Annotated in this window: 21 protein-coding genes, 1 tRNA gene and 2 pseudogenes; 11 read left to right on the top strand and 13 right to left on the bottom strand. The window is 60.2% G+C overall.

The genetic code is table 11. The annotated features are described in order from the left end of the window. The first annotated feature begins 31 nt into the window (after positions 1–31). A tRNA-Met gene (locus IB254_RS20670) sits at positions 32–108 on the top strand. Between the two features lie 282 nt (positions 109–390). Here the strand turns inward: IB254_RS20670 and IB254_RS20665 are convergent. Next, positions 391–1,500 (bottom strand): DUF2817 domain-containing protein, encoded by a 1,110-nt coding sequence (locus tag IB254_RS20665; protein ID WP_192419150.1) that lies wholly within the window; start codon positions 1,498–1,500, stop codon positions 391–393. A gap of 152 nt (positions 1,501–1,652) precedes the next feature. Here IB254_RS20665 and ggt point away from each other — a divergent pair, with 152 nt between their 5' ends. Continuing rightward, positions 1,653–3,485: a gamma-glutamyltransferase gene (gene ggt / locus IB254_RS20660; RefSeq protein WP_192419148.1), complete on the top strand. Its 1,833-nt coding sequence runs from the start codon at positions 1,653–1,655 to the stop codon at positions 3,483–3,485. Positions 3,486–3,672: 187 nt separating this feature from the next. Here the strand turns inward: ggt and ddlA are convergent, their stop codons facing one another. Together ddlA and IB254_RS20650 are read right to left on the bottom strand one after the other, a co-directional pair. Then, entirely contained in the window at positions 3,673–4,767 is a 1,095-nt protein-coding gene (ddlA, locus tag IB254_RS20655; RefSeq protein ID WP_192419146.1) for a D-alanine--D-alanine ligase, read from the bottom strand. Between the two features lie 10 nt (positions 4,768–4,777). Continuing rightward, positions 4,778–5,419 carry a LysE family translocator gene (locus tag IB254_RS20650; RefSeq protein WP_192419144.1) on the bottom strand — a complete coding sequence of 214 codons (642 nt, stop codon included), beginning with the start codon at positions 5,417–5,419 and terminating at the stop codon, positions 4,778–4,780. A gap of 154 nt (positions 5,420–5,573) precedes the next feature. On the opposite strand from IB254_RS20650, the gene IB254_RS20645 reads away from it, so the two are divergent. Together IB254_RS20645 and IB254_RS20640 are read left to right on the top strand one after the other, a co-directional pair. After that, entirely contained in the window at positions 5,574–6,383 is an 810-nt protein-coding gene (locus IB254_RS20645) for an AraC family transcriptional regulator (RefSeq protein WP_192419142.1), read from the top strand. Positions 6,384–6,459: 76 nt separating this feature from the next. Beyond that, a complete protein-coding gene (locus IB254_RS20640; RefSeq protein WP_008037195.1) occupies positions 6,460–6,828 on the top strand; it encodes a cupin domain-containing protein in 369 nt (122 codons plus the stop codon). Between the two features lie 4 nt (positions 6,829–6,832). Here the strand turns inward: IB254_RS20640 and IB254_RS20635 are convergent, their stop codons facing one another. The 4 genes and pseudogenes from IB254_RS20635 to IB254_RS20625 form a co-directional block, all read right to left on the bottom strand. Further along, positions 6,833–7,432, bottom strand: coding sequence for a flavin reductase family protein (locus IB254_RS20635; RefSeq protein ID WP_008025833.1), 600 nt, complete (start codon positions 7,430–7,432; stop codon positions 6,833–6,835). A gap of 56 nt (positions 7,433–7,488) precedes the next feature. Further along, a pseudogene (locus tag IB254_RS29955) lies at positions 7,489–7,923 on the bottom strand (methyl-accepting chemotaxis protein); the annotation flags it as partial. Between the two features lie 153 nt (positions 7,924–8,076). Then, a pseudogene (locus IB254_RS29950) lies at positions 8,077–8,715 on the bottom strand (PAS domain-containing protein); the annotation flags it as partial. Positions 8,716–8,934: 219 nt separating this feature from the next. Further along, the gene (locus IB254_RS20625; protein WP_192419138.1) at positions 8,935–10,248 is read right to left on the bottom strand and encodes an MFS transporter; all 1,314 of its coding nucleotides are present in this window, start codon (positions 10,246–10,248) and stop codon (positions 8,935–8,937) included. Positions 10,249–10,592: 344 nt separating this feature from the next. Here IB254_RS20625 and IB254_RS20620 point away from each other — a divergent pair, with 344 nt between their 5' ends. The 3 genes from IB254_RS20620 (at position 10,593) to IB254_RS20610 (ending at position 13,989) form a co-directional block, all read left to right on the top strand. Then, positions 10,593–12,011, top strand: coding sequence for a short-chain fatty acid transporter (locus IB254_RS20620; protein WP_008037184.1), 1,419 nt, complete (start codon positions 10,593–10,595; stop codon positions 12,009–12,011). A gap of 110 nt (positions 12,012–12,121) precedes the next feature. Next, positions 12,122–13,294, top strand: coding sequence for a hypothetical protein (locus tag IB254_RS20615; RefSeq protein ID WP_192419136.1), 1,173 nt, complete (start codon positions 12,122–12,124; stop codon positions 13,292–13,294). A gap of 182 nt (positions 13,295–13,476) precedes the next feature. Continuing rightward, positions 13,477–13,989: a lysine methyltransferase gene (locus tag IB254_RS20610; protein ID WP_192419134.1), complete on the top strand. Its 513-nt coding sequence runs from the start codon at positions 13,477–13,479 to the stop codon at positions 13,987–13,989. Between the two features lie 12 nt (positions 13,990–14,001). Here IB254_RS20610 and can read toward each other — a convergent pair whose 3' ends face one another. Beyond that, positions 14,002–14,646, bottom strand: coding sequence for a carbonate dehydratase (gene can / locus IB254_RS20605; protein ID WP_008025819.1), 645 nt, complete (start codon positions 14,644–14,646; stop codon positions 14,002–14,004). 168 nt (positions 14,647–14,814) lie between these two features. Between can and IB254_RS20600 the strand changes: the two genes are divergently transcribed. Further along, on the top strand, positions 14,815–15,219 hold the full coding sequence (locus IB254_RS20600) for a serine kinase/phosphatase (protein WP_192419132.1): 405 nt from the start codon (positions 14,815–14,817) through the stop codon (positions 15,217–15,219). 129 nt (positions 15,220–15,348) lie between these two features. Here the strand turns inward: IB254_RS20600 and rimI are convergent, their stop codons facing one another. Next, the gene (gene rimI, locus IB254_RS20595; RefSeq protein ID WP_008025817.1) at positions 15,349–15,801 is read right to left on the bottom strand and encodes a ribosomal protein S18-alanine N-acetyltransferase; all 453 of its coding nucleotides are present in this window, start codon (positions 15,799–15,801) and stop codon (positions 15,349–15,351) included. Then, positions 15,794–16,534, bottom strand: a complete 741-nt coding sequence (locus IB254_RS20590) for an energy transducer TonB (protein ID WP_192419295.1) — start codon at positions 16,532–16,534, stop codon at positions 15,794–15,796. The genes rimI and IB254_RS20590 overlap by 8 nt, the downstream gene beginning before the upstream one ends. A 219-nt stretch (positions 16,535–16,753) precedes the next feature. Here IB254_RS20590 and mksB point away from each other — a divergent pair, with 219 nt between their 5' ends. The 3 genes from mksB to mksF are packed head-to-tail and all read left to right on the top strand — an operon-like array spanning position 16,754 to position 21,559. Next, a complete protein-coding gene (gene mksB / locus IB254_RS20585; protein ID WP_192419130.1) occupies positions 16,754–18,031 on the top strand; it encodes an Mks condensin complex protein MksB in 1,278 nt (425 codons plus the stop codon). Beyond that, the gene (gene mksE / locus IB254_RS20580; protein WP_008025812.1) at positions 18,021–18,722 is read left to right on the top strand and encodes an Mks condensin complex protein MksE; all 702 of its coding nucleotides are present in this window, start codon (positions 18,021–18,023) and stop codon (positions 18,720–18,722) included. The genes mksB and mksE overlap by 11 nt, the downstream gene beginning before the upstream one ends. Continuing rightward, entirely contained in the window at positions 18,719–21,559 is a 2,841-nt protein-coding gene (mksF, locus tag IB254_RS20575) for an Mks condensin complex protein MksF (protein WP_008037179.1), read from the top strand. The genes mksE and mksF overlap by 4 nt, the downstream gene beginning before the upstream one ends. 191 nt (positions 21,560–21,750) lie before the next feature. On the opposite strand, the gene IB254_RS20570 is transcribed toward mksF, so the two are convergent. Genes IB254_RS20570 through IB254_RS20560 form a run of 3 tightly spaced genes read right to left on the bottom strand, consistent with a single transcriptional unit; the run spans position 21,751 to position 25,316 of the window. Then, a complete protein-coding gene (locus IB254_RS20570; protein WP_192419128.1) occupies positions 21,751–24,054 on the bottom strand; it encodes an intermembrane transport protein PqiB in 2,304 nt (767 codons plus the stop codon). Next, the gene (locus IB254_RS20565; RefSeq protein ID WP_192419126.1) at positions 24,047–24,670 is read right to left on the bottom strand and encodes a paraquat-inducible protein A; all 624 of its coding nucleotides are present in this window, start codon (positions 24,668–24,670) and stop codon (positions 24,047–24,049) included. Before IB254_RS20565 ends, IB254_RS20570 begins: the two co-directional genes overlap by 8 nt. Next, the gene (locus IB254_RS20560) at positions 24,657–25,316 is read right to left on the bottom strand and encodes a paraquat-inducible protein A (RefSeq protein WP_192419125.1); all 660 of its coding nucleotides are present in this window, start codon (positions 25,314–25,316) and stop codon (positions 24,657–24,659) included. Before IB254_RS20560 ends, IB254_RS20565 begins: the two co-directional genes overlap by 14 nt. Between the last annotated feature and the right edge of the window lie 219 nt (positions 25,317–25,535).

The following is a 25,535-nucleotide window of genomic DNA, read 5'->3' as shown; positions in this document are numbered from 1 at the left end:
CTGCATTACCGGTGAATAATGCGCGCCACTTGGCTACATAGCTCAGTTGGTTAGAGCATAGCATTCATAATGCTGGGGTCCGGGGTTCAAGTCCCTGTGTAGCCACCAAGTACTAAAAACGGCTTACCGAAAGGTAGGCCGTTTTTTTATGCCCGGAGAAAAGTGCACGGATTCTTTGGCCAACACAAAACCTGTAGGAGCCCGGCTTGCCGGCGATGAGGGCCTCGAGCCTTGTATCGACTGCGAGCACGCCATCACCGGCAAGCCAGCTCCTACAGGTTTTGTGTTGGCCGAAGAGTTTGCGCACGACACATGTCCGTGTAGGAGCCGGCTTGCTGGCGATGGCGGCCTCACAGGCACCACAAAACCTCAGCCGGACCACAACGCCTGTCAGGAACGCATCGCCGCCAGCGCCGACAACCCCCGCTCCCATATCTGCCACGTACGCAACCAGACCATCGCCTGCCAGTCGCTGTCGGCAGGATAGAACTGCTCCAGCAGATTCAGTTTTATCTCGCGCCCCACTGCATCGCCGGGATTGCCGTGCAGATGCAGCCAATGATCATCGCGCAGATGACGATGAACCTCTGCCCCCGGATACGTCCCGCACTCAATCACGAAGGGCATCAGTCGCACCTGTGGCAACGCATCGATCAGCGCCTGCGAGGTGTAGCCGGTTGCCGTCGCGGCCACGCCGGTTTCGCTCAGCGTATCGGCGCCGGTCAGTAGCGTGTAGAGCCATGGCCCGTAAATGGCCTGCGCCTCTGGCAACGCCGGGTAAGCCGACTCGGTGATGGTCAGCAACATCGGATGGCCGTACTCCCCGGCGCCGGTGTGCAGGTCAAAGCACATCGCGACCTCGGCGTGGGCGACATGCTTTTGCAGGATCTGGTGCAGCGTACGGTTCGACCAGGCCGGTGCCCGCCCGCCATAGAACAGACCATCGGGATGACTGTGCTGGCCGCCCTCGACAATCGACATCACCGCCGGCCAGCCATGATCGTGGATCTGCTGGTTGAGCAGCGCATCGGCGCGATCACGCTCGGGGCCTGTCAACTCAGTGCAGGCATAGATTTCATGCAACGCGGCGTAGGCCCGGTTATCCGGCAGAGGATGTTCAAAGTTCAGGTGATTGCGGTTCAGGTCGATGTTGTCTTCGTTGACCCGGCGCAACCACGCCGTGCCCCAGGGATTGATCAGATGAACGAACACCACGGCGACATCGGCCGGCAGTGAACGCTTGCCCAATTCCTGCATCCATTTGATCTGACAGCCCGAACCATAGAAACCTTCGACCCCGTGAGTGCCGCTCAACGCGATCAGCAAGCGTTTGGCGCCCGTATCTCCGAGCACCGCCACATCGGTGCTCAACGGCTCACCGAACGGCCCTTTGAGCGGGTGCGGGTACTCAGTCAGCGTCGCGCCAGCCGTGGTCGCCGCGGCCAGAAATTGTTCACGCTGGGTGCGATAGCCGGGCTGGGTGGGAAAGTCGGTCTGCATGTCTGCCTCTTGTTTGTTTTCTGGCCTGCCTGTTGCCCTCGACCCTACAGAAATTCCATCAATGGATGAAGGACAAAACGTCCTGTGGTTTGCGTCGCTTCCTGTCGGCCGATAAAGTCCCCTGAACTTTTCCCACGGACGGAGTGCCCCGCGTGTTCTCACCTCTTCATTTGAGCCGCTATCGCCTGTCAGCCCTTTCGCTGATTGCCAGTGCATTAATCCTCGCGGCGTGCAGTGCCCCGCCCTCCTCGACCTTACCGGTCGCACCGGAAACCGCCTCGGGCTATCGCACCGACCTGCAAACCCGCCACGCCTCGAAACACATGGCAGCAGCAGCCAACCCACTCGCCGCCGAAGCCGGACGGGCGATGCTGCGTCAGGGCGGTTCGGCGATCGATGCGGCGATTGCGATGCAAGCAGTGCTGACGCTGGTCGAGCCGCAATCGTCGGGTATCGGTGGTGGCGCATTGATCGTGTTATGGGATGGCAAAACCGTGCGCACGTACGACGGTCGCGAAACCGCGCCGGCCGGCGCCACCGAGAAGCTGTTCCTGCAGGCCGATGGCAAACCGATGCCGTTCACTCAGGCGCAGATTGGCGGTCGTTCGGTCGGCACGCCGGGCGTGTTGCGGGCGCTGGAACTGGCCCATCAAAAACACGGTCGCCTGCCCTGGGCACAGCTGTTCGAGCCGGCGATCAAACTCGCGGAACAAGGCTTCGCTATCTCGCCGCGCCTGCATCAGTTGATTGCTTCGGATTCGTCCATGCAACGCTCGCCGGACATGATGGCGTACTTCCTGAACGCGGATGGCAGCCCGAAAGCTGTTGGCACCTCACTGAAGAATCCGGCACTGGCCGCCGTGTTCAAACGCATCGCCAAGGAAGGTCCCGATGCGCTGTACAAAGGCCCCATCGCGCAGGAAATCGTCGCCAAGGTTCAGGGCCACACCAACCCTGGCACGCTGTCGCTGAACGACCTCAACGTCTACACCGCCAAAGAACGCGCGCCGCTGTGCACCGATTACAAACGCTGGCAAGTCTGCGGCATGCCGCCACCGTCGTCGGGCGGAATCGCCGTGGCGCAGATTCTCGGCACATTGCAGGCGCTGGAAGCCCGCGACCCGCGTTATGCCCTGGCGCCACTGAAGCCAGTCAAAAGTGCCCAACCCGCCGGCATCGAACCGGCCCCTGAAGCCGTGCACCTGATCTCCGAAGCCGAGCGCCTCGCCTACGCCGACCGTGCACAGTACGTCGCCGACAGCGACTTCGTGCCCGTCCCGGTCAAAGGCCTGGTGGACCCGACCTATCTGGCCAGCCGCGCCGCCCTGATCGGTGATCGCAGCATGGGCACGGCCAAACCCGGCACGCCGCCGGGCATTCAGGTCGCCTACGCGCCGGACCGCTCGCCACTGCGCATTTCCACCTCTCAGGTGGTGGCGGTCGATGACCAGGGCGGTGCAGTGTCGATGACCACCACGGTCGAATCCGCGTTCGGCTCACACCTGATGGTCCAGGGCTTTCTGCTCAACAACCAGATGACCGACTTCTCGTTCATCCCCGAAGAAAACGGGCAAAAGGTCGCCAACCGCGTCGAACCCGGCAAACGCCCGCGCTCGTCCATGGCGCCGACCCTGATCTTCGACCGCCAGAGCGGTGAATTCCTCGCCACCATCGGCTCTCCCGGCGGCTCGCAAATCATCGAGTACGTGGCCAAATCCACCCTCGGCCTGCTCGACTGGAATCTCGACCCGCAAACCGCCATCAACCTGCCCAACTTCGGCAGCCGCAACGGCCCGACCGAACTGGAACGCGGGCAGTTCAGCGCCGGGCTGATTCAGGCGCTGAAGGACAAGGGGCACAACGTGAGCGAAATCGACATGACCAGCGGGACGCAGGCGATTCTCCGGGTCAGGGATGCGCAGGGGAAGGTTTCGCTGGCGGGTGGAGCGGATCCGCGTCGGGAGGGGGAAGCGTTGGGGGATTGAGTCCTGCGCAGTACTGAAAGCCGGATGCTCCTGAATCCGTTGCAGGAGCGAGCTTGCTCGCGAAAAACGTCTGGAGAACGCGGTCATTCAGATAGCACGCGTTATCGTTGACGATCTTCGCTGGCAAGCCAGCTCCTACAGGGAAATACGTCGCTTGAGAGGCTGAGCCTGAACAATCGCACGCAAACTAACGAGAAATCTTCAACACCTGCCGCGCCTTGTGCTTCTCCAGCGCCAGCTCGATCAGACGACTGACCAGCTCGCTGTACGTCATGCCCGTGGCCTGCCACAGCTTGGGGTACATGCTGATGCGGGTGAAACCGGGCAGCGAGTTGATCTCGTTGATCAGCACTTCACCGCTGTCCGTCAGGAATACATCGACCCGCGCCAGCCCGGAGCAGCCGAGCACCTGAAACGCCTCGACGGCCAGGGCACGAATGCGTTCGCTGGCTTCGGTGCTGATGTCAGCCGGAACCACCACTTGCGCGGCCTGTGCGTCGATGTACTTGCTGTCGTAGGAATAAAACCCGCTGCGCACGACGATTTCGCCACAACCACTGGCGATAGCATCTTCGTTACCGAGCACCGCGCATTCGATCTCCCGACCGCTGACGGCAGATTCGACCAGTACTTTCTCATCGAAATCCAAGGCCAATTCGAGCGCTGCCGTGTACTCGGCTTCATCGTTGACCTTGCTCACGCCCACCGAAGAGCCCTGATTCGCCGGTTTGACGAACAGCGGCAGCCCGAGTTTGCCCCGGACCTCGGCGAACCCGGTGCGCTTGGCGGTTGCACGGGTCAGGGTCACAAATGGTGTCACCGCCAACCCGGCATCGCGCAGCAGGCGCTTGCTGATGTCCTTGTCCATGCACACCGCAGAGCCCAGCACATCGGAGCCGACAAACGGCAGATCGGCCATGCGCAGCAACCCTTGCAGGCAACCGTCTTCACCCAGCGTGCCGTGGACGATCGGGAAGATCACATCAACGTGGCCCAACAGCTCCTGGCTGGATGTCTCCACCAATTGCTGACTGGTTTTACCCGGCACCACGGCGAGTTCGCGGTTGGATTGATTGAGGGCGATCAGCGCCGGGTTTTCCTGGTTCAACAGGAAGTTCGACGGATCATTGAGGTGCCAATGCCCCTGTTTGTCGATACCGATCAACACCGGATCGAAGCGCGAACGATCCAGCGCGTCGACGATGTTTTTCGCCGATTGCAGCGACACTTCGTGCTCCGCCGAACGGCCGCCAAAAATAATGCCTACCCGCAGTTTGCTCATTCAGAACTCCTCAGCGACTGGCCACCAGATGCGCACCGAACAACAGGTAGCAACTGCCGGCAAAGCGATCCAGCCATTGGCGCGAACGGTCGTACACCCGCGCCATCCGACGGCTGGAGAAAACCAGCGCCACGCTGCAATACCAACTGAACGACAACGTCGCCATGGTCAATACGGCCAGCGCCAGCAATGTCGGGGGCACCGTCGCGGGCATGGCGGTCGCGAAGATCGTCGCCACGAACAGTGCGGATTTTGGGTTGGTCATGTTGCCCAGAAAACCCTGGCCATACACCGACCACAATGTGCGCCTCGCGCCGTCAAGCAAGCGGCTGTCGCCCGCAGTAATCGGCGGTTTGCGCTTGAACTGCTTCAAGCCGAGATAGATCAGGTAACAACCACCGGCAATCTTGAAGCTCAGGTAAAGCGTCGGCGCCGCGCTGAACAGCGATTTGATGCCCAGCCCACCCGCCAGCCCCCATAGCACCGTGCCGGTGGCCACGCCCAGCGCAGCCACCACGCCGTGACGCTTGGATTGACTGGCAGCCAATTGCGCGATGTTGAAGAAGTTCGGCCCCGGCGTCACCACCGCAACCGTCCACAACAGCGCCAGCGACAACAACGGAGCGGCGTAGCTCAGGTGGGATATTTCCATAATGTGGGTCGCCTTCTTGGCTGCAGAGGATGCGCAACACATTGCAACATTTGCACTCGGTTTTCTACTCACGCGAGACCTTCTATCCGCCAGCAGACAGACGACCGGTCACTGAGCTAACGTGTTCTGCATCAAGCTCAAGATAACGATCACCATGGCTCGACAACCGCCTCGCAATGACTGGTTCCACCGCGCGCCCGACGTTTCCGGCCTGCAGCGTTTCGAAGCGTTTTTTGCAGGTCATGGCTACGACTTGCACCGCCACGACACCTACGCCATCGGTCACACCCTGGCCGGCGTGCAGAGTTATCAGTATCGCGGCGCCTGGCGCCACAGCCTGCCCGGCGGGACGATGGTGCTGCACCCGGACGAAGTCCACGATGGCGAGGCCGGGACCGAGAGCGGGTTCCACTACCGGATGATGTACATCGAACCGGCGCTGATCCAGCAGATGCTCGGCGGTCAACCGCTGCCGTTCATCAAGAACGGACTGTCGACCGACCCACGCCTGTTCGCCGCCACCGAAGTGCTGCTGCGCAGTCTCGATTGCCCGCTCGAACCGCTGGAAGAACAGGACGCGCTGTTCGATCTGGCGCAAGCCTTGAACACTGTGGGCGGAGTGACCACCACGCGCCCAAGCTTCGACTATGTGGCAGCGGAACGCGCGCGGGAGTACATGCACAGCGCCCTGGATCGCACCGTGACCCTGGAAGAACTGGCGCACCACAGCGGTCGGGATCGCTGGAGCCTGTCACGGGACTTTCGCCTGTTGTTCGGCACCAGCCCTTATCGATACCTGACCATGCGTCGCCTGGACCTGGTCCGTTCGCTGCTGATTCAGGGCCAGTCGCTGGTCAGTGCCGCGCTGATCGCCGGCTTCACCGATCAGAGCCACATGACCCGCCAGTTCAGCAAAACCTACGGTTTGTCGCCGGCGCGCTGGATGAAAATGCACCGGCGCTGAGCCACGCACAATCGTACAAGAAGCGCGCCGTTGCGCTGGTTACCGTGGTTCTACGATCAACCACGAGTGCTGCTTCATGAAAGCTTACGAAAGCCTGAACTTCGCCGAAAAAATCTCACGAATCGACTCGCACTGGACACCGCGCGTCATTGCCGAAATGAACGACTATCAGTTCAAGGTGGTGAAGCTGCTGGGGGATTTCATCTGGCACGACCACCTCGATACCGACGAAGCCTTCATCGTGCTCGAAGGCCAGTTGCGCATCGATTTCCGTGATGGTCACGTGCTGGTGAACGCCGGCGAAATGTACGTGGTGTCCAAGGGCGTCGAGCACAAGCCGTTCGCCGAGCAAGAGGTGAAACTCCTGCTGATCGAACCCCGGGGCGTGTTGAACACCGGCGACAAGGGTGGCGAACGCACGGCGGAGAATGACCTCTGGGTCTGAAGTCTTACGGCTGCAAGGCTTTGCCGTCCACCGGATCACCGATGGTCAGGAAATGCCCGCCCGCCACGTGGTGCAAGGTGCGCAACGCATCGTGCCCCTCGAAGTGCCAGCGACCGTCGCTGAACACGCGCTCGTCCGCCTGGGCCGCAATCACTTCGGCCAGGAACAGATCGTATTGTTGGTGGTTGTTCGGTTCCGGCAGCAACCGGCATTCGAGCCAGGCCACGCAACCTTCGAGCATCGGCGCGTCGATCAACTCGCCGCTGAAGGTCTGCAAGCCATAGGTCTGGAACTTGTCCCGGCCCTGGCCTTGAGTCAGCTCCAGGCCCGAGGTCGAGCCGACGGTTTGCGCGATATCGGCCTGGGCAGCACAGGGTACGTTCAACACGAATGTGCCCGACGCTTCCAGCAGGTGCCGGGTCCAGGTGGACTTGTCCAGCACCACGGCAATTTTCGGCGGTTCGAAATCCAGTGGCATGGCCCAGGCCGCCGCCATGATGTTGCGCTGCCCGTCATGAGCCGCGCTGACCAGCACGGTCGGCCCGTGGTTGAGCAGGCGATAAGCCTTGGACAAGGGAACCGGACGGCGATGGGAAGCGCTCATGGGATCTGCTCCTGGGAAAAGAGCCGATTGTAGCGATATCCGCCCGGTTCGCAGCATCAAGTCGTTAGCTGGTTGGCAAACTGCCCGACCGCGTTCACCACTTTCTGCGCGCCGTCCTGAATCTCGACAATCACCGTACCCGCCTCTGCCGCCAGCGCCAGCCCCTGCTCCGCCTGAGTTTTGCCATCAGTCATCAACGACACCGCGTTACGCGCCATGTCCTGGTTCTGACGCACCACCAGGACAATTTCATCGGTGGCCTGACTGGTGCGCGAAGCCAATTGCCGGACCTCGTCCGCAACCACGGCAAAACCACGACCCTGCTCACCGGCACGGGCGGCTTCGATCGCCGCGTTAAGTGCCAGCAGGTTGGTCTGTTCGGCGATGCCGCTGATGGTTTTGACGATGGTGCCGATCACCAGCGACTGCTCGTTCAAGGCCTCGATGCCCTCGCCGGCCGTTTGCATGTGCTTGGCCAGGTCGCGCATCACGTTCACCGCTTGCGTCACTACGGCCGTGCCGCGCTGGGCGCTTTGATCGGTTTGCTGCGAGGTGCCGTAGGCAATGTTCGCCGCTTCAGCGACGGCCTGCTCCTGATTGACCTGATCGGTAATCACCGTGGCGAACTTCACCACTTTGTAGAGTTTGTTATTGGCGTCGACCACCGGGTTGTAGGACGCCTCCAGCCAGACCGTACGCCCGTGGCTGTCGATGCGCTTGAAGCGGCCGGCGACGAACTCGCCGGAATTCAGGCGACGCCAGAAGTCCTGATATTCGGTGCTGTTGTACTCCTGCGCATCACAGAAGGTACGGTGATGTTTGCCCTTTATCTGCGCCAGGCTGTAACCCATACCGTTGAGGAAGCGGTCATTGGCTGTCAGCACGTTGCCAGCGAGGTCGAACTCGATCACCGCCGTCGAGCGCACCAGCGCGCCGATCAGGTTCTCGTGTTCACGGGATGCCTCGATCGTGCGGGTCAGGTCACTGGAGTAAATCGAGAAATGCTTGATCCGCCCGTCCGCGGAGCGCACCGGCTGCACAATCGAACGCAACCAGGCCTCTTGGCCATCGCCACGCAACAAGCGCACCGCACCGGCAAAGTGCTCGCCTCGGGTCAGCGCAGCCTTGAAGCGGTGATGGAATTCGTCGGACTTCACGTGAACCGGAACGATGTCTTCGATAGGACGATCGATCAGGTCGTGGCTCTTGTAGAGCATCTCGCTGAGAAAATTCTGATTGACCGATTGAATCCGCCCGTCGGGATCCAGCGTCAGGACCAGCATCTCGCTTTCCAGACTTTCCTTCACTTGCTGAAGGCTGGAGAGTTCTTCGCGAAGAGCCGACAACTCTTGCTTCAAGCGTTTGTTGAACATGGGAAAGCACCGATGGACAGAGATAGAAAGCGGCATGCAGCCTAGCCATCGGCCTTGGGGATGTTTTCTGAAGAGTGTTTCAGGGTTGTCCTACAAAAATAGTTGTCATGGACGCAGCGCCACCTTCAATTAGATGGCGCCAGCCGCCGGGCAAGTGCCTGTGTTCGGCGTACGCGCGCCGAAATACAGCGCGCTGCTCACGCCCACTGCGCCCATCACCGCGCAGAAAATCACGCAGATCCAAGGGCTCCATGGCATCAGACCAATCAGCAACAGCGGCGTGATACTCGCCCACGCGGCGTAGGCAATGTTGTACGTGAAGGAAATCCCCGAGACGCGAATCCGCGCCGGGAACAGGCTGACCATCACCGACGGCACCGCGCCGACCACGCCACAACTCAGGCCGGCAATCGCATACGCCAGACCGATCCAGTTGCCGCCGATGATCAGGCAGGTATAAAGCACGCCGATGCCCAGCGGCAGCAGCAGGCTGTACAGCATCACGGTGCGCCAGGCGCCGATACGGTCGACGAGCAAACCGGCGAGCACGCAGCCGATGTTCAGGAACACGATGCCCAATGCGCTCAGGCCAAAGGTGTGGCTGGCGGTCATGCCGAAGGTTTTCTGCATCATGGTCGGGGTGATGACCACAAACACCACCACGGCTGAAGTCAGCACGCAGGTGAGGATCATCGCCGGCAAAATGGCCAGGCGATGCTCACGCAGGACCGTGCGCAGTGGCAGTTCGACGGCGGCATCACGCTTCGCCTGCATCGCCATGAACACCGGAGTTTCATTGAGCCAGCGGCGCAGCCAGACGCCTATCACGCCAAATACGCCGCCCAGCAGGAACGGGTAACGCCATGCGAAATCGAGGATCTCCGCCGGGGTGAACGCCTGCGCCAGAAAGGTCGCTGTCAGCGCGCCGATCAAGTAGCCAAAGGTCAGCCCGGCTTGAAGGAAACCCAGTGCATAACCGCGATGCCCGGCCGGCGCGTGCTCGGCGACGAACACCCAGGCGCTTGGCACTTCCCCGCCCACCGCCGCGCCTTGCAGTACCCGCAGGACCAACAGCAGCAAGGGTGCGAAATAACCGATCTGGGCGTAGGTCGGCATGATGCCGATCAGCAGGCACGGCAGCGCCATCATCAGAATGCTCAGGCTGAAGACTTTCTTGCGCCCCAGCCGGTCGGCGAAATGCGCCATCAGAATCCCGCCCAACGGCCGCGCCAGGTAACCGGTGACAAAAATCCCGAAACTTTGCAGAAGGCGCAGCCATTCGGGCATTTCCGGCGGGAAGAACAGCTGACTGAGGGTCAGGGCGAAAAACACGAAAATGATGAAATCGTAGATTTCCAGCGCGCCGCCGAGGGCCGCAAGGCCAAGGGTCTTGTAGTCCGAGCGGCTGAACGGTGCCGGGCGCGAATCGTTAAGGGCAGTCATCAAAAGAACTCTGGCATGGGCAAAAAACCAAGGCGCCCATGGTCTACGCAAACGCGCCAGCGGACAACCCGTTAGACCATAGTCCCGTATGGGTGAAACTTCGTCACAAATCGTGACCGATTGATTTACTGTTGACGCCTGTCCAGACGGGCGTTGTAGCCAGTGCCGATCAAAAACTGTAGGAACGAGCCTGCTCGCGATGGACTCGAGAACGCCGCGTTTAATCAGTAAACACGCGTCATCGTTTACGACTATCGCGAGCAGGCTCGCTCCTACAATAAAAACGGCGTTAGGCCTCTACGGCCCTGAAGACCACAACAATCATAAAAATTCGAGGTACTCCCGTGGCCGCTGATATCGAAGATACCCGCTCCGCCCGCTTTGCCCTGCGCTGTTCAAGTTTTGCCGAACGCTGGTTTCCTGATTCCTGGGTGTTTGCTGCGCTGGCGGTGATTATCGTCGCCGTGGCCACTCTGTTCATGGGCGCCAAACCCACCGATGCCGCGATGGCCTTCGGTGACGGGTTCTGGAGCCTGATCCCGTTCACCATGCAGATGGCGTTCGTGGTAATCGGTGGTTATGTAGTCGCCAGCTCGCCGCCCGCCGTCAAGCTGATCGACCGTCTGGCGCGCATCCCCAAGAACGGCCGCTCCGCCGTGGCGTGGGTGGCGCTGATTTCCATGGTCGCGTCGCTGCTGAACTGGGGCTTGTCGCTGGTGTTCGGCGGCTTGTTGGTGCGCGCCCTAGCCCGCCGCGTCGACCTGAAAATGGATTATCGCGCCGCCGGTGCTGCCGCCTACCTGGGCCTTGGCGCGGTGTGGGCCCTGGGCCTCTCGTCGTCCGCCGCGCAGTTGCAGGCCAACCCGGCCAGTTTGCCGCCATCGATTCTGTCGATCACCGGGGTGATACCGTTCACGCAAACCATCTTTCTCTGGCAGTCCGGCGTCATGTTGCTGGCGCTGATCGTGATCTCGCTGATCATTGCCTACGCCACCGCCCCGGGCCCGAACTCGGCCCGCGATGCCAAAGCCTGCGGCATCGACCCGAGCTTCAACCTGCCACCGCTGCAACCGCGCACTCGCCCCGGCGAGTGGCTGGAACACAGCCCGCTGCTGACGATTCTGCTGGTGCTGCTGGCGGCCGGGTGGCTGTTCCACGAGTTCTCGACCAAACCGGCGATCAGTGCGATTTCCGGGCTGAACACCTACAACTTCCTGTTCATCATGCTCGGAGCCTTGTTGCACTGGCGTCCGCGCAGTTTCCTCGATGCGGTGTCCCGCGCGGTGCCGACCACCACCGGCGTGCTGATCCAGTTCCCGTTGTACGGCTCGATCGCCGCGCTGATGACCACGGTCAAAGGCACTGACGCGCAGACTCTTGCGCACCACATCTCGACCTTTTTCGTACAAATCGCGTCCCACGACACCTATGCGCTGCTGATGGGCGTGTACTCGGCGATCCTCGGCTTCTTTATCCCGTCGGGCGGCGGCAAGTGGATCATCGAAGCGCCGTACGTGATGCAAGTGGCCACCGACCTGAACTACCACCTGGGCTGGGCCGTGCAGATCTACAACGCCGCCGAAGCCCTGCCGAACCTGATCAACCCGTTCTACATGCTGCCGCTGCTGGGCGTGCTGGGTTTGAAGGCGCGGGACTTGATTGGCTTCTCGTTCGTGCAACTGCTGGTGCATACGCCGCTGGTGCTGTTTCTGCTGTGGGCATTGGGGACGACGCTGACGTATACGGCGCCGGTGATGCCGTAATGCAAAAAGGGGCCGATATTTCTATCGGCCCCTACTTCTCGTTCGGCCTCTTCTGTTTCAGTATGTCTTCGCCCGTTCTCGAGGGCCCACACGCTGAAAAGGATCTGAGCATGTTCAAACTCGCAGCACTCACCCTTGCCGCCCTGACCCTGAGCACCGCCGCCCAGGCGGATGCCGATCTGAAACTGGGCAGCACCGAGCGCGTCACCCGGCTGTTCGCTTACCCCAACAATTGCAACGTGATCTGCTTTCGCAACTGGACGCTGGAGCAAACCGTCGAGCATTACCTGACGCAAAGCGTGCAGCGCGATGGTTACAGCGATGCGAAGGTGCAGGTCAAAACCGATAACAATCAGCTCTATGCCGCAATCACCGGTGTGCCCAAGGGCTATGAAAAGCCGTTGGCAGCGCTGCTCGATGCCGGCGATCTGGCTTATACCGGCGCCAGCAAGCTGAATGCCGACGGCAAGTGGGCTTACAGCTGGTACTTGTTCCTGCCGCTGGGCATGGCCCTGGAGAACCGCAGAAGTGTCGAGTTGCTGCACTTCCCGCCGGATTACTCGCTGACTCAGGCCCAGGACTATCTGGAGTCCAAGACCACCGATCGTTGGGCCACGCTGCTGACGATCAACGGCATCCCTGCCGAACAGACGCCGGCTTTCCAGACCATCATCGACATCGCGCCGATCGCCGCGCCCTCCAACGCAGGCAAGGATCTGGAAGGCGTCTACGACTACTTCAAGGACTACCAGACCACCATGGTCAAGGAAGTCAGCCAGAACGCCAGCGGTGCCACGTTGCCGATGGTCGCGTTCGGTGCGCCGGTGCGTAACTGGATCAAGCAGCAATACGGGCCGACCGTAAACGTGCTGGGCCTGGCAACCATCAGTCCGAAGGACGGGGTGAAAGTGCCGGTGCTGGGTTCCAACCACCCGAGCTACATCTGGTACGCCGCCGACCCGGAAAGCTACACCGGTAAAGATGCCCAGGCCCAGGCCGACGCAGCGGGCCTGAAAGTCATGGGCCAGGACTTGAGTGCCGCATGCTGGCAGGCCGCCATGGGCCGCGACCTCGACAGCAATCCAGACATTGAACTGAGAAGTTGCACCCAGACCTGGCAAGTGGCCCAGGCAGTTAAAACCTGCGAACTGTTCTACACCTCGATCCGCAACCTGACGCCTGGGCAAGCCACGGCCAAATGCGCGACGACGCCAATCAAGGCTCAACTCAAACAGCTCAAGGTCCCCACGCCTGCGACCGCAGTGCCTGCTGCGCATCTCTAAAAAACTGAACGGCGCTCCTGCGTAAGCCTTGGCTGACGCGGGAACGCGCGCTTTTCCTCTGGCAGTTATGACAGTAGACCGGTGGTTTTTTTTGCGAGAGTCTTGAGGCGTACCCCATGTGCTGCAGGGCTGACAGGATGTCAGCTGACGGAGGTCGCAGCGCCCCGCCGACAAGGATTGCGATGAAACCCCATTCTGAGCAAGGAATCACCTCACAGCCATTCAATGGCATCTATCCGTTTATGGAATTGCCTCCTCGGCTTGGATTCCCTACCACGGAAGACTTTCAAATCATCAACAATATTCAGGGAGCGCCGATCGCTGTCGCCGCTTTGCGCGAATTCCCGCGGCTCAGCCGAATCTGCCGAATTTCCGGGCATTTGCTGCCTTATCGCTGCCGACACACTCGGCAAATGGCACCGGGCATTCATGTCTATGACCCGCGCTTTCTGGGCCTGCTCAGACACTCCTGCGATCCCAAGGTCTATCCTGACATGAGTGAGCTGTGGTTATGGGCACTCAAAGACATCAAAAAAGGGGATCGGCTGACGATGGATTTCGCCACGACGGAAGACAGGCTGCAGCGGCAGTTTGCCTGCCGCTGTGGTTGTCCTTGCTGCCGTGGCTGGATCACCGGCTACGACGAATCGCCGAATGCCGATGGCCAGTTGTTCTTCCAGAATTGGCGCCGATGACGCCGGGGGCTTTTACAGCGGCTCGAATGGACGCAGGCGGTACTGCGGCGGCAACTGCTCGAAACCACTGATAGTGGCATTCAGGCTCTTCCACCGACCGTCCTTGATGCCATAGATGCAGCCGTGAATCGACAGTTTCTGCCCGCGGTGCCAGGCGTTTTGCACAATGCTGGTATGCCCGACGTTGGCCACTTGCTGGATCACGTTGAGCTCGCAGAGGCGGTCGACCCGCTCTTCTTCGGTTGGCAGTTTGGAGAGTTCTTCGCGCTTTTCGTAGTAAAGGTCACGAATCGACCGCAGCCAGCCATCGATCAAGCCGAACTGGCGGTCCTGCATCGAAGCACGCACGCCGCCGCAGCCATAGTGGCCGGTAACGAGGATGTGTTTGACCTTGAGCACGTCCACCGCGTACTGAATCACCGACAGGCAGTTGAGGTCAGTGTGCAGCACCACGTTGGCCACGTTGCGGTGGACGAACAGGTCACCGGGCAGCATGCCGACAATCTCGTTCGCCGGTACGCGGGCGTCGGAGCAGCCGATCCAGAGGAATTCCGGCGTTTGCTGACGCGCCAGTTTGGCGAAGAAATCAGGATCTTCTTTGGTGATCGCGTCAGCCCAGCGCTCGTTGTTATCAATCAGATCTTGTAAGTCGTTCATGCAATGAAGCCTCGAGAATGATGCGCTGCTTTGACAGACAACCGTCCGTCGGGGTCACGCGCAAGATGCAGATTGCCGATGAGGCATATTACCGGTGTTCCCTGCCGGCGGAATTCCGGGCCGCCCAGTGGGTCTACCGTAGTAACGCTCACAGTATGAGGAATTACCATGAATGATTCACGACGTCCGTACGATGCGGCGCAACCCGAGTCCATCGACGACAACGAAGACCGCATGGGTTCGCTGCATGAGCTGGATTTCGAGGAGGAAGAACCCAGCGCGAAAATCGGCGACGAACTGACGCAAACGGAACGCGAGCGACTGATACCGCGCGCGCGAGTGCGTGAAGCCGGCATGACCGGCGCCTCGACCGCTGATCATGAATCCACCGATGATGACATGAGCCCGGAAACGTTGATCCGTGAAGACGGTGCGCGGGATGCGCATGAGGCGGGTGAAGATCGCCGGGCCGATTGGGATTTGAGCATCGTCGATGAAGATGACATCGGCGGGGGTAATGGGCTGGATGAAGAGGAACTGGCGCGACTGGATCCGCTGGATGGGAATCGGTGATCGTGGGTGTCAATGGGGACGCCTTCGCGGGCAAGTCGGATCGCCGCCCGCTCGCTCCTACGTTTGCAATGCAATTCCCTGTAGGAGCGAGCGGGCGGCGATCCGACTTGCCCGCGAAGCTTTTAAGGCTCAGTCAACCAAAGTGCAGGCCATGACCACGGCATCTTCGCGCCCACCCACCGCCGGATAATAATCCCGACGCCGACCAATCTCGTTGAACCCGTACCGCTCATACAACCGGAACGCCGAGCGATTGCTGTCGCGCACTTCCAGAAAACATTCCCGCGCCTCAGCCTTGTAGGCAATCGACATCAGGTGCTCCAGCAGCGTCAAACCCAGGCCACGGCCCTGATTTTCCGGTTTGACGGTGATGTTCAGCAGGTGTGCTTCATCCAGAATGATCTGCACCACGCCGTGTCCGACCTGCTGCGAACCTTCGAACATCAGCCAGATCTGGTACTTGCCCAGCCCATCGAGAAAAATCCCGCGGGTCCAGGGATGGCTGTACGCCGCGAATTCAATTTTCAGGACAGCGTCCAGGTCCGCCTCGGTCATCGGGCGAAACGATACAGCGTCACTCATTCGATTCTTTCCAGCGCGCCATCAGCCGACGCATGGCTTGCCAGACATCAGCCTTACGCTGTGGCTCTTCCATTAATAATTCCAGACCCGGCAGGGCCCAGACCGCGCCCAGGCCTTCGACCTGAAGTTCACGATTGAAGGATTCGGCGTTGGCCTCGCCGGCAAAACGCACCGCCGGCAGGCCGATCAGCCACACGCAGACGCACGGTGCGTCTTCCAGCCGGGCCGAGAGAAAACCTTGTACGAAGTCACGAGCCGCTTCCGGGCCTTGATCCATGGTGCCGCGAACCAACAATGGCCAGCGCACCGGTTCGCCGACAATTTGCGGGCTGTCCGGCAGACCGGCGGCGCGCAACATGTCCTTGAGCAGCAGATACGCGGGATCACGGGTCTGGAAGGTTTCGCCTGTGGGTAACTCCACCAACAGCAGGCAACGACCGGCGCGCAGCAATTGCAGGGCGAAACGCGGCGGAGGCACGACCGGCGCCTTGACCGCGACCGGTGCCTCCTCTTCTTCGACCTTGGCGTTGGTGCGCGTGCTGGCCAACGATGGCCGCGGCACCTCGATTTTTACCCGTTCGGCCGGTTTCACCACGGGTTCCGCAGGTGCATCGGCCACTGGCGCCGGCGCCACCGGGGCGACGACCAACGGCTCCGGCATTTCCAGCAGCTCGGGCCGCGAAGGCGCGGCAAAGGGCAATTCGGTACGCGGCAGCCAGTTGACCACCTGCATGGCGGTCAAATAAGCGCGGCGACGGGACTCGATTAGCAAAGGTCGGCCACTTGTGGATAACTAAAGTGCGCTGATTCTACCGCCCTTCGCTCAAGATCGCCCGCGCTTGATCGATACTCTTTCCCTTAGAAACAGCTACAGCCCGTCCCGAGAGTGAATCGCATCGGTCCCGATGCAGTACAATCGCGGCTTTTAATCGCCAACCAGCCGGCCATTCCGATGATCGAACCCAAGCGCGTCTTGCGCGCCCTCGCTGAACACTGGGCACTTCTGGAGCCACTGTGCGAGCACTTCGACCAAGGCACACTGAGCCTCAACGAACTGCGCACGCAACTGGCCGCCCAGCAACTCGACAGTACGCCGCAGGACATCACCAGCCTGTTGGACGTGTGGATCCGCCTCGACATTCTGGTTCCCGTGGCGAAAAGCCCGAACCGTTTCGAGCTCAACGCGCAGATCCACGACTTCCTCGCTTACCTGCGTCGTGAGCACCGTCTGGGCCTGTGCCTGGAAATCGAAGCCTATTTGCGCCACCTCGAACGCCTGGCCGGTTACATTCAGGACGCCTTCGACATCCGCGACGGCCACGACCTGGCGCGCCAATTGCGCCTGCTCGACATGCGTGTGCGCGATGTACTGAAGAAGCTCGCCAACGACGAACAGGCCCTGGTGGCCGTCGCCGAACGCGCCAAGACCAGCGACCGGCAGATTCCGCTGCGTCAGCGTTACGCCGAAGTACTGGCGACCTGGGACGAATACGTCGAGCCGATGATTCAGTTGGTGAACGCCGACGGCGCCTTCGAACAAGGCGTGCGCAAGGTCGAAAATGTCCTGTTGAAGATGCTCACCGAGCAGCAACGCCTCGGCCATCTGGTCGACGACGACATGCTGCTGCGCACCCACGCGCGCATCCTTGAAATGCAGACCAGCGCTCAATTGACGCTGCGTCATGCTCGCGAACTGCTGCTGCCGCTGCGTGAAGAAGCCCGTCGGCACAACGCCGTGACCCGTGGCGCAGCGCTGGCCTTGTCGGCCATCCGTCGCAAAGGCATCGATGCGGTGCCACAAGCGGCGATGCCGATGTTCACCCGGCCGCAAAGCACCTTCCTCGGCAGCGCCAGTCAGGTCGAAGCCTACGTCTACGCGCTGGCCCGTTTCGAGCCGAAACCGGCGCGTTTCCCCAAGGCCCACAAGACCCAGAAAGGCGAAGCGCCACGCGCACCACGTACCGTTCGCGAAATGCTTGAACGCTGCGAAGACGCGCTGCCGATGCCAGACCTGATGACCTGGCTGCTGGAACAGGAACCGAACGGCGCCACCGACGAATTGCTGTACTGGTTCTCGCGCCTGTCGCGGGAAAAACGCTTCAAACGCGAGCGTCTTGAACGCCGCGATTACCACACTCACGAGCACCAGGTCAGCCTGCGCTCCTTCGCCCTGCTCTCGGCCGGCCCAGATGCCATCGAGAATTCTGCGAGCACTCCACATGCATCTTGATCTATCCGAACTGTCCCAGCTGGCGCCGATCTTTCGCGAGCTGTTCAAGGGCTACCACGTCAGCCGCCGCGATCCGGAGCTGTACGCGCAACTGTCGAACTTCCAGGACCAGTACCGCACGCTGTTCAAGGCACTGGGTTTTGAACTGGTCTGCGACACCCGCGGTTTCTACTACTTTGTGCCGGACCTCGCCGCTGCGGCGGTGAACAAGACCGCGCAGCGTCTGGCGCTGTTCACCTTTATCCTCGTCGAGCATCTGGCCGATCAGGGCCGTGACCCGATTGCCGTGCTCGACGGTGGCAGCCTCGGTCGCGATGAATTGCCGTCGTTGCTGGAAAAATACCGCGACCTGTTCATCCAGGCCGAAGTGCAGACCGTCGAAGAACTCGAAGAAAAAATCATGCGCCGCATGACGCAGCTCGGTTTCGCCGGCGAAGAAAACGGCGTCTACCGCTTCCTGCCGCCGATGCACCGTTTCCTCGATGTGTGCCTGTCGGTTCAGCAGGACCGCGACCTGGCTGCCAGCCTGCACAGCGTGCTGCCGCTGCCGGTTCCGGTACTGATCGACGACGACAGCGACGAAAAACTGCTGCAAACCGATGATCCACTGGACCTCAGTGACTTCGCTGAAGAAAGCGAAGAAGACGCCCTGGCCCGCGCCATTGCCGAAGAACAGGAGACCGACGCATGAGCAAGGAACGCTACGGCATTCGCCGCTTTGCCCTTTTGAACACCGCCGGTTACAGCCTCGGCCTGTTTCCGCTGGAAGAACCGTTGTCGGTCTACGGCGCGAACAACCTCGGTAAATCCGCCTCGATCAACGCGTTGCAGTTCCCGATTCTGGCGCGCATGTCGGACATGAGTTTCGGCAAGTACAGCCTGGAACAATCCCGGCGTTTCTACTTCGCTTCGGACACCAGTTACATCCTGGTGGAAGTCTCGCTGCCCCACGGTCCGCACGTGATCGGCGTGGTCGGTCGCGGCCCGGGCGGTGGTTTCGGTCACCAGTTCTTTGCCTACGCCGGCAAACTCGACCTGGCCCACTACCAGAAAAACGACACCTGCCTGCGTCAGAAAGAACTGTTCACCAACCTTGAGCGCGAAGGCCTGAAAGCCTACGAACTCAAGCCTGATGAACTGCGTCGTTTGCTGGTCGGCGGCCACACCTCGATTCCGCTGGACCTGACCCTGATTCCGCTGCGCTCCACCAGTGAACAGAGCCTGAAGACCTTCCGCGCGCTGTTCATCAACCTGTTGCACATGCGCGAAATCACCGCGGCCAAGCTCAAGCAATTGTTCCTCGATGCTTTCGAACACAGCCTGCGTTCCGGTAGCGTCGATTACATCGCTGCGTGCGAAGAAGCCTTCCGCGATGTACGACGCATGGAGCAGGACTACAACTCGCTGGTCACCGCGGGTCCGCTGGTTGAAGCGCTGGCCGCAGGCGTTGCTCAGCGCAATATTCTGCGCGGCAAGCTGCACCGGATCTCGCCGCTGCTCGATTCGTTGCTCGGCACCTGGTCGGACTACGCCAGTGCGCGCAAGGAAGAGCTGACGATTCAGGCCGAGCACTACCGCAACGAACAGGACGCGCTGCAAAACGATCAGCGTGGCGGCACGCAGGAGCTGATGCGTCTGGAGCGGGAAATCACCGGTATCCAGCGCTGGCTCGGCGAGTTGTCGGTGCTCAAGCATCGCTTCGCGTTGGTGACTGACGTCAAAGTCCTGGAGCAGCAATTGCTCGCGGCCAAGGACGCGCACGATGAACTGGCCGGTGCGCTGGCGCAGTCGCGGCAGTTCTCTGCCGAAGACCTGGAAGAGCGTCTGCGCGATCTGGAAAAACGCCTGAAGTCGGTGAAACAGCAACTCGATCACGCCGACAACAACAGCTACGCCCGCCTGCGTGAAGAGTTTTCACAACAGGATGTCGAGCGTCTGATGCGCCTGTTCAACAGCGCGCTGTTCAGCCTGCCGTTGGGCGAGCATGGCATCACGCTGGACGAGGACGGTCAGTGGGTCAAATCCATGGAGCTGATCCTCGACGGCTTCAAAGGCGAGCGCTTCGAAGTACCGGGTCTGTCCATCGATATCTCGCACATTGAGCCTCCAGCGCTGCAAGCCCTGGCGGACCGCGCCGCGTTGCGCGATCAGAAAGACCGCCTGGAAAAAGAACTCAAGCAACTGAAAACCCAGGCTGCCGTGGTCGCCGACCGCGCAGCGAGCAAGACCCAGACCGAAGCGCTGTACCAGCAAGTGCTGGACGCGCAGAAAGCCCTGGAAGATTTCCGTCGCGCGCAAACCCTGAGCGCCGAGGAAGACGACAAGCTTGAGCAACTGGCGCAGATGGAAGCGGCGCAGGAAGAACTGAAGCGCTCCAGCGACGCCTTCACCGAACGTGTCCAGCAACTGTCGGCCAAGCTGCAACTGGTCGGCCGGCAGATCGGCGACATGGAAGCCAAGCAACGCACCCTCGACGACGCCCTGCGCCGCCGTCAGTTGTTGCCGGCAGACCTGCCGTTCGGCACGCCGTTCATGGACCCGATCGACGATTCCATGGACAACCTGTTGCCGCTGCTCAACGACTATCAGGACAGCTGGCAGGGCTTGCTGCGCAGCGATGGCCAGATCGACGCGTTGTACGCTCAGGTGCGCCTCAAGGGCGTGGCCAAGTTCGACAGCGAAGACGATATGGAGCGTCGCCTGCAACTGCTGATCAACGCGTATGCGCACCGCACCGACGAAGCACTGACCCTCGGCAAGGCACGCCGCGCCGCGGTTACCGACATCGCCCGGACCCTGCGTAACATCCGCAGCGACTACGACAGCCTTGAGCATCAACTGGCGCTGTTCAACCGCGAGATCAACAAGCGTCAGGTCTCCAACCTGCAGAGCTTCCGCATCGTGCTTGCGCCGAACAAGGAAGCGCTCAAGCACATCGACCAGATCATCCACAGCGCCGGTCAGTACGAAGAAGGCGAAACCCTCTCCGTGTTCGACCTGAGCCAAAGCGCCGATCAGGACAACAAGAACGAAGAAGCCAAGGAATACCTGGCGCGCCTGGTAGCGGCGAATCACAACCAGCTTGGCCTCAAGGACTTGTTCGAACTGGCGTTCGAGATCACCAAGGTCAACGGTCAGCCGGTGATCCACACCGACATCGACGGCGCCGCGTCCAACGGCACGACGATGACCATCAAGGCGCTGACCAACATGTACTTGTTGCTGCACTTGATGGACCGCGACCAAGCCGGTCGCGTGCGCCTGCCGTACTACCTCGACGAGGCGGCGGACATCGACGAGAAAAACCAGGCCGCGTTGCTGGAAACCAGCTTGCAACTGGGCTTCGTGCCGATTCTGGCGAGTGTGAAGCCGCAGGTCTGCGCCAGTGTGGCGATTGACCTGGAAGGGGGTAGCGGGCCGAACGGGATCTACATCGATGAGGCGGACTGGAAGTACATCCGTCGTCACGATGAGGTAAAGGCTGTGGTTAATGTTGAAGCGGATGAACCGGAGCTGGATGCGGTCTGATCTGAGTTAAATCCGAAGCAATAAAAAGGCCGCGATCCAATCGCGGCCTTTTTTTGTCTGGTGGTTATGTGTTGGCTATCCGGACCTCTTCGCGGGCAAGCCTCGCTCCTACAGGTTCGGTGCTGATCTGTAGGAGCGAGCGGGCGGCGATCCGACTTGCCCGCGAAGGCGTCCTCACAGGCGACAACAGATTATTTACCGAGCGATATCTTCGGCGCCCAGGTCAGCCATTCATCTTCAAACTTGTCGAATAGCGGGAACGTCTGCTCCGGTCGCGCCGGGTTACCCATGCGATCCCCATCCGGCGTGGCGAACGCGATGCCGCCCTGAATCAGCGTCTCCAGCGATTCGGTACGAACCGTCGCGCCTTTGAACAAACCGTAATCGAAACCGAAACCGCTGGTGTTCCAGAATCGCGTGCCGCTGCGCACCAACGGCGCGTACTTCGGCTCGATCAGGATATGTATCAACACACGGTCAGCCGTCTGGCCCAGTTCATACCCTGTCACCTTGCCCACGGTGACTTCGCGATACGTCACTGGCACGCCGGTTTTCAACGAACCGCGGCGAGCGGCGCTGAGAACCAGACTTAACCCGGCTTCCTGTTTGGCGGTTTCCGGAGGATTGGCCAGCGCTACGAAGTTACTCTGTGGCCCGAGGTTTTTCGCGGCCGGCTGCACTTCGATATATTGGCCGGTCACCAGGGTTTCCAGGTTCGACGTTTTGAGCAGACCCAGCTCGGGCTTGACCACCCAGAACTGACTGCCGGCCCGAGCGATACGCTCCGGCACTTCGGTGATCCGCGCGGTGAGCATCACTGATTGCAGGTCATCCGTGAGGTCGACGTCTTCAATCTTGCCAACATCCAGGCCTTTGAATCTAACCGGAGTGCCGCTGCGCAAGCCATCGGCGCGATCGACCTTGATCGTGATCACGGCGCCTTTCTGGTTGGCTTCGTCATGGCTGGCGAACAAACGGAAACGCGGGATTTTCTTTTGCAGCGGGGCTTTGGCCAGCGGGGTTTCGAAGGCGATACCGCCGGCCATCAGGCTTTGCAACGATTCACTTTTGACCTGGATTCCGCCAGTCAATCCACCCGTGAGCGTAATGCCACTGGCATTCCAGAAGCGAGTCGAGGCGTTAACCAGCCCTTCGTATTCCTTCTCGATGTGTACGCCAATCACCAATTGTTTTTTGGTGCGCGAGAACTGATAGCTCTGTACCGAACCGACCTTGACCTGCTTGTAGAGAATCGGACTGCCGACTTCCAGCGAACCTAGATTTTCGGTGAACAACACCAGGTGCAGGCCCGGCGAACGCAAATCCAGCGGCGGCGCCTTGGCCCGTGCCACGAACTCACGTTGTGGTGCTGCGCCTTTATCGCCAGGACGCACGGCGATGTAGTTACCTTTGACCAGCGCTTCAAGCCCGGTGATACCGGCCAGGGAGATCGACGGTTTGACCACCCAGAATTGAGTGCCTTCTACCAGGTAATCTTCGGCCAGAGGATCAAGGGTCAGTTCAGCGGTAGCAGCGGACAGATCGGGATCGATCTTCAACGCTTTCAGATTGCCGACCTGAATGCCTTTGTACATTACCGGTGTACGACCGGCCTGCAGGCCTTCGAAATCGCTTAGCTTGACCTTGACCCGTATACCGGCCGCCGCCGCATCGAAGTCTTCATAGAGACGGAACGGCAGGCTCGGATCGGTGGGCGGGCTGTCCCTGCGGTTTTCCGGCGTGGCAAACGCGATACCGCCGGCGACGATGCTGGCCAGGGACTCACTGCGCACTTTCACACCGGACAGGTTGGCGTCGATGCTGATGCCGCTGGCATTCCAGAAACGTGTGTGTTTGCGTACGAGCTTGGCGTAAGTGGGCTCGATGAACACTTTGAGCTCAACTGTGCTTTGGTCTTCGGACAGCAAGTAACTTTTGATCTGTCCTACTTTGATCTGCTTGTAGAACACCGGGCTGCCACGGTTCAGCGAACCGAGGCGGTCAGCCTTGATGGTCAGGTGCAACCCGGGCTGGGCATCCGACAGCGGCGGTTCTTCAGCCAGGGCCTTGAACCTGCGTGTGGGCTCGCCTTCCCCAGGACTGATCGCGACGTAGTTACCGGAGACCAGGGTTTCCAGGCCCGTGATACCCGCCAGGGTCACGCTCGGTTTAACGAGCCAGAAGCGTGTGCTGGTCCGAAGGTATTGCTCCACGTCCTTGTTCATTTCAACGGTGGCGATCACCCCTTTGGAGGCGCCTTCATCATCGAGCGTGAGGGTTTTCACCTTGCCGACCGACATGCCTTTGTAGACCACTTCGGTCTTGTTGGCCTGAATGCCTTCACCGCTTTCAAAACGTACCTGAATCTCGATGCCGGTCTCGTTGTAGGCACGCCAGCCGAGCCAGCCGCCGATGATCAGGGCGATCAGGGGCAACACCCAAATGGCTGACCAGTTCGAGGCCGGTCGGGTTTTCGCTGTGGGCAAATCAGTCATGGTCGTCGTCCGACTCCGTGTTATCCCAAATCAGTCGGGGATCGAAAGTTACTGCGGCAAGCATCGTCAGAATCACCACACTGGCGAAAGCGATGGCGCCAAAATTGGCTTCGACACTGGCAAGCCGTCCAAAATTCACGACCGCCACCAGGATGGCAATCACAAAGATATCGAGCATTGACCAGCGACCGATGAACTCGATAAAGCGGTACATCCAGATCCGTTGACGAGCCGAAAGCGGCTGGTGGCGCTGCACCGAAAACAGCAGCAAGGCGATGCCCACTAATTTGAACGTGGGCACCACGATACTGGCGATAAAAACCACGGCAGCGATGGGAAGCATGCCGTGTTGAACCAGTTGGATCACACCGGACATGATGGTGCTGGGATCGCCCTGACCGAGGGAACTGACCGTCATGATCGGCAGTACGTTGGCCGGAATGTAGAGAATCGCCGCCGTGATCAGCAATGCCCAGGTACGAACGAGGCTGTTGGGGCGGCGGGCGTGAACCAGCGCACCGCAGCGGGTGCAGACCTGCTCGTCGGTGTCAGCTTCCTGCTTGTTCAATTCATGGCATTCAGCGCAAATCAGAATGCCTGCATCAATCGCCCGCATGGGCATCCTCTCCTGATAAAGCCTGCCAGATCTGATGGGGCGACATCACGACCTCCAGCCAGACCTGGACCAACAACAAACTAATAAAGCATGCCAGGCCGAGACCGACGGTGATTGCTGCCATATCTGCCAGTTTGACGATCGCCACCAGCACACCCATGAGGTAGACCTCGAGCATCCCCCAATCGCGTAGATGGTGATAAATCCGATAGAGCAACAAACCGTAACTACGGCCGATATCAAAACGAATGCTCAGCAGCACAGCCAGTTGGCAAAGCAGTTTGAGCAACGGGATCCCCATGCTGCACAGGAACACAATCACTGAGACGCCTTGCATTCCGGTATCGAACAGGCCGACAACGCCACTCCAGACAGTATCTTGCGACGACTGCCCGAGTAGATTGAGCTGCATGATGGGTAAAAAGTTCGCCGGGATGTACAACAACAGCGCGGAGATGACCAAGGCGAGACTACGTTGCACAACATTGTGCCGATGGGCATAGAGTTCGTAACCGCAGCGTGGACACAGGGCTTTCTCGCCATGGGCGAGCTTGGGCTTGCGCATCAGCAAGTCGCACTCATGGCACGCCACCAAGTCGTCCAGCGGTAATTCTGACAGCCCGGGGGCGTCAACCGGATCTGGCATAAAGGCACTGACTCCGAAAAAGTTGGACCTATTCTAGTGTCCTGAGTCGAAAATAACTGTGCAAATTTGTGCTCGTCCGGAACGGACTTTTTTGCGGGCAAAACAAAACCCCAACTGCTTTCGCAATTGGGGTTTCGGAATTTAATCTTGACGATGACCTACTCTCACATGGGGAAACCCCACACTACCATCGGCGATGCATCGTTTCACTGCTGAGTT

Origin of the sequence: Pseudomonas sp. PDM03 (genome assembly GCF_014852385.1) — a bacterium.
In the GTDB taxonomy this organism is placed as follows: Bacteria; Pseudomonadota; Gammaproteobacteria; order Pseudomonadales; family Pseudomonadaceae; genus Aquipseudomonas; species Aquipseudomonas migulae.
Note: the sequence above shows the minus strand (reverse complement) of the source record. Positions and strands in the feature narration are given on the sequence as shown.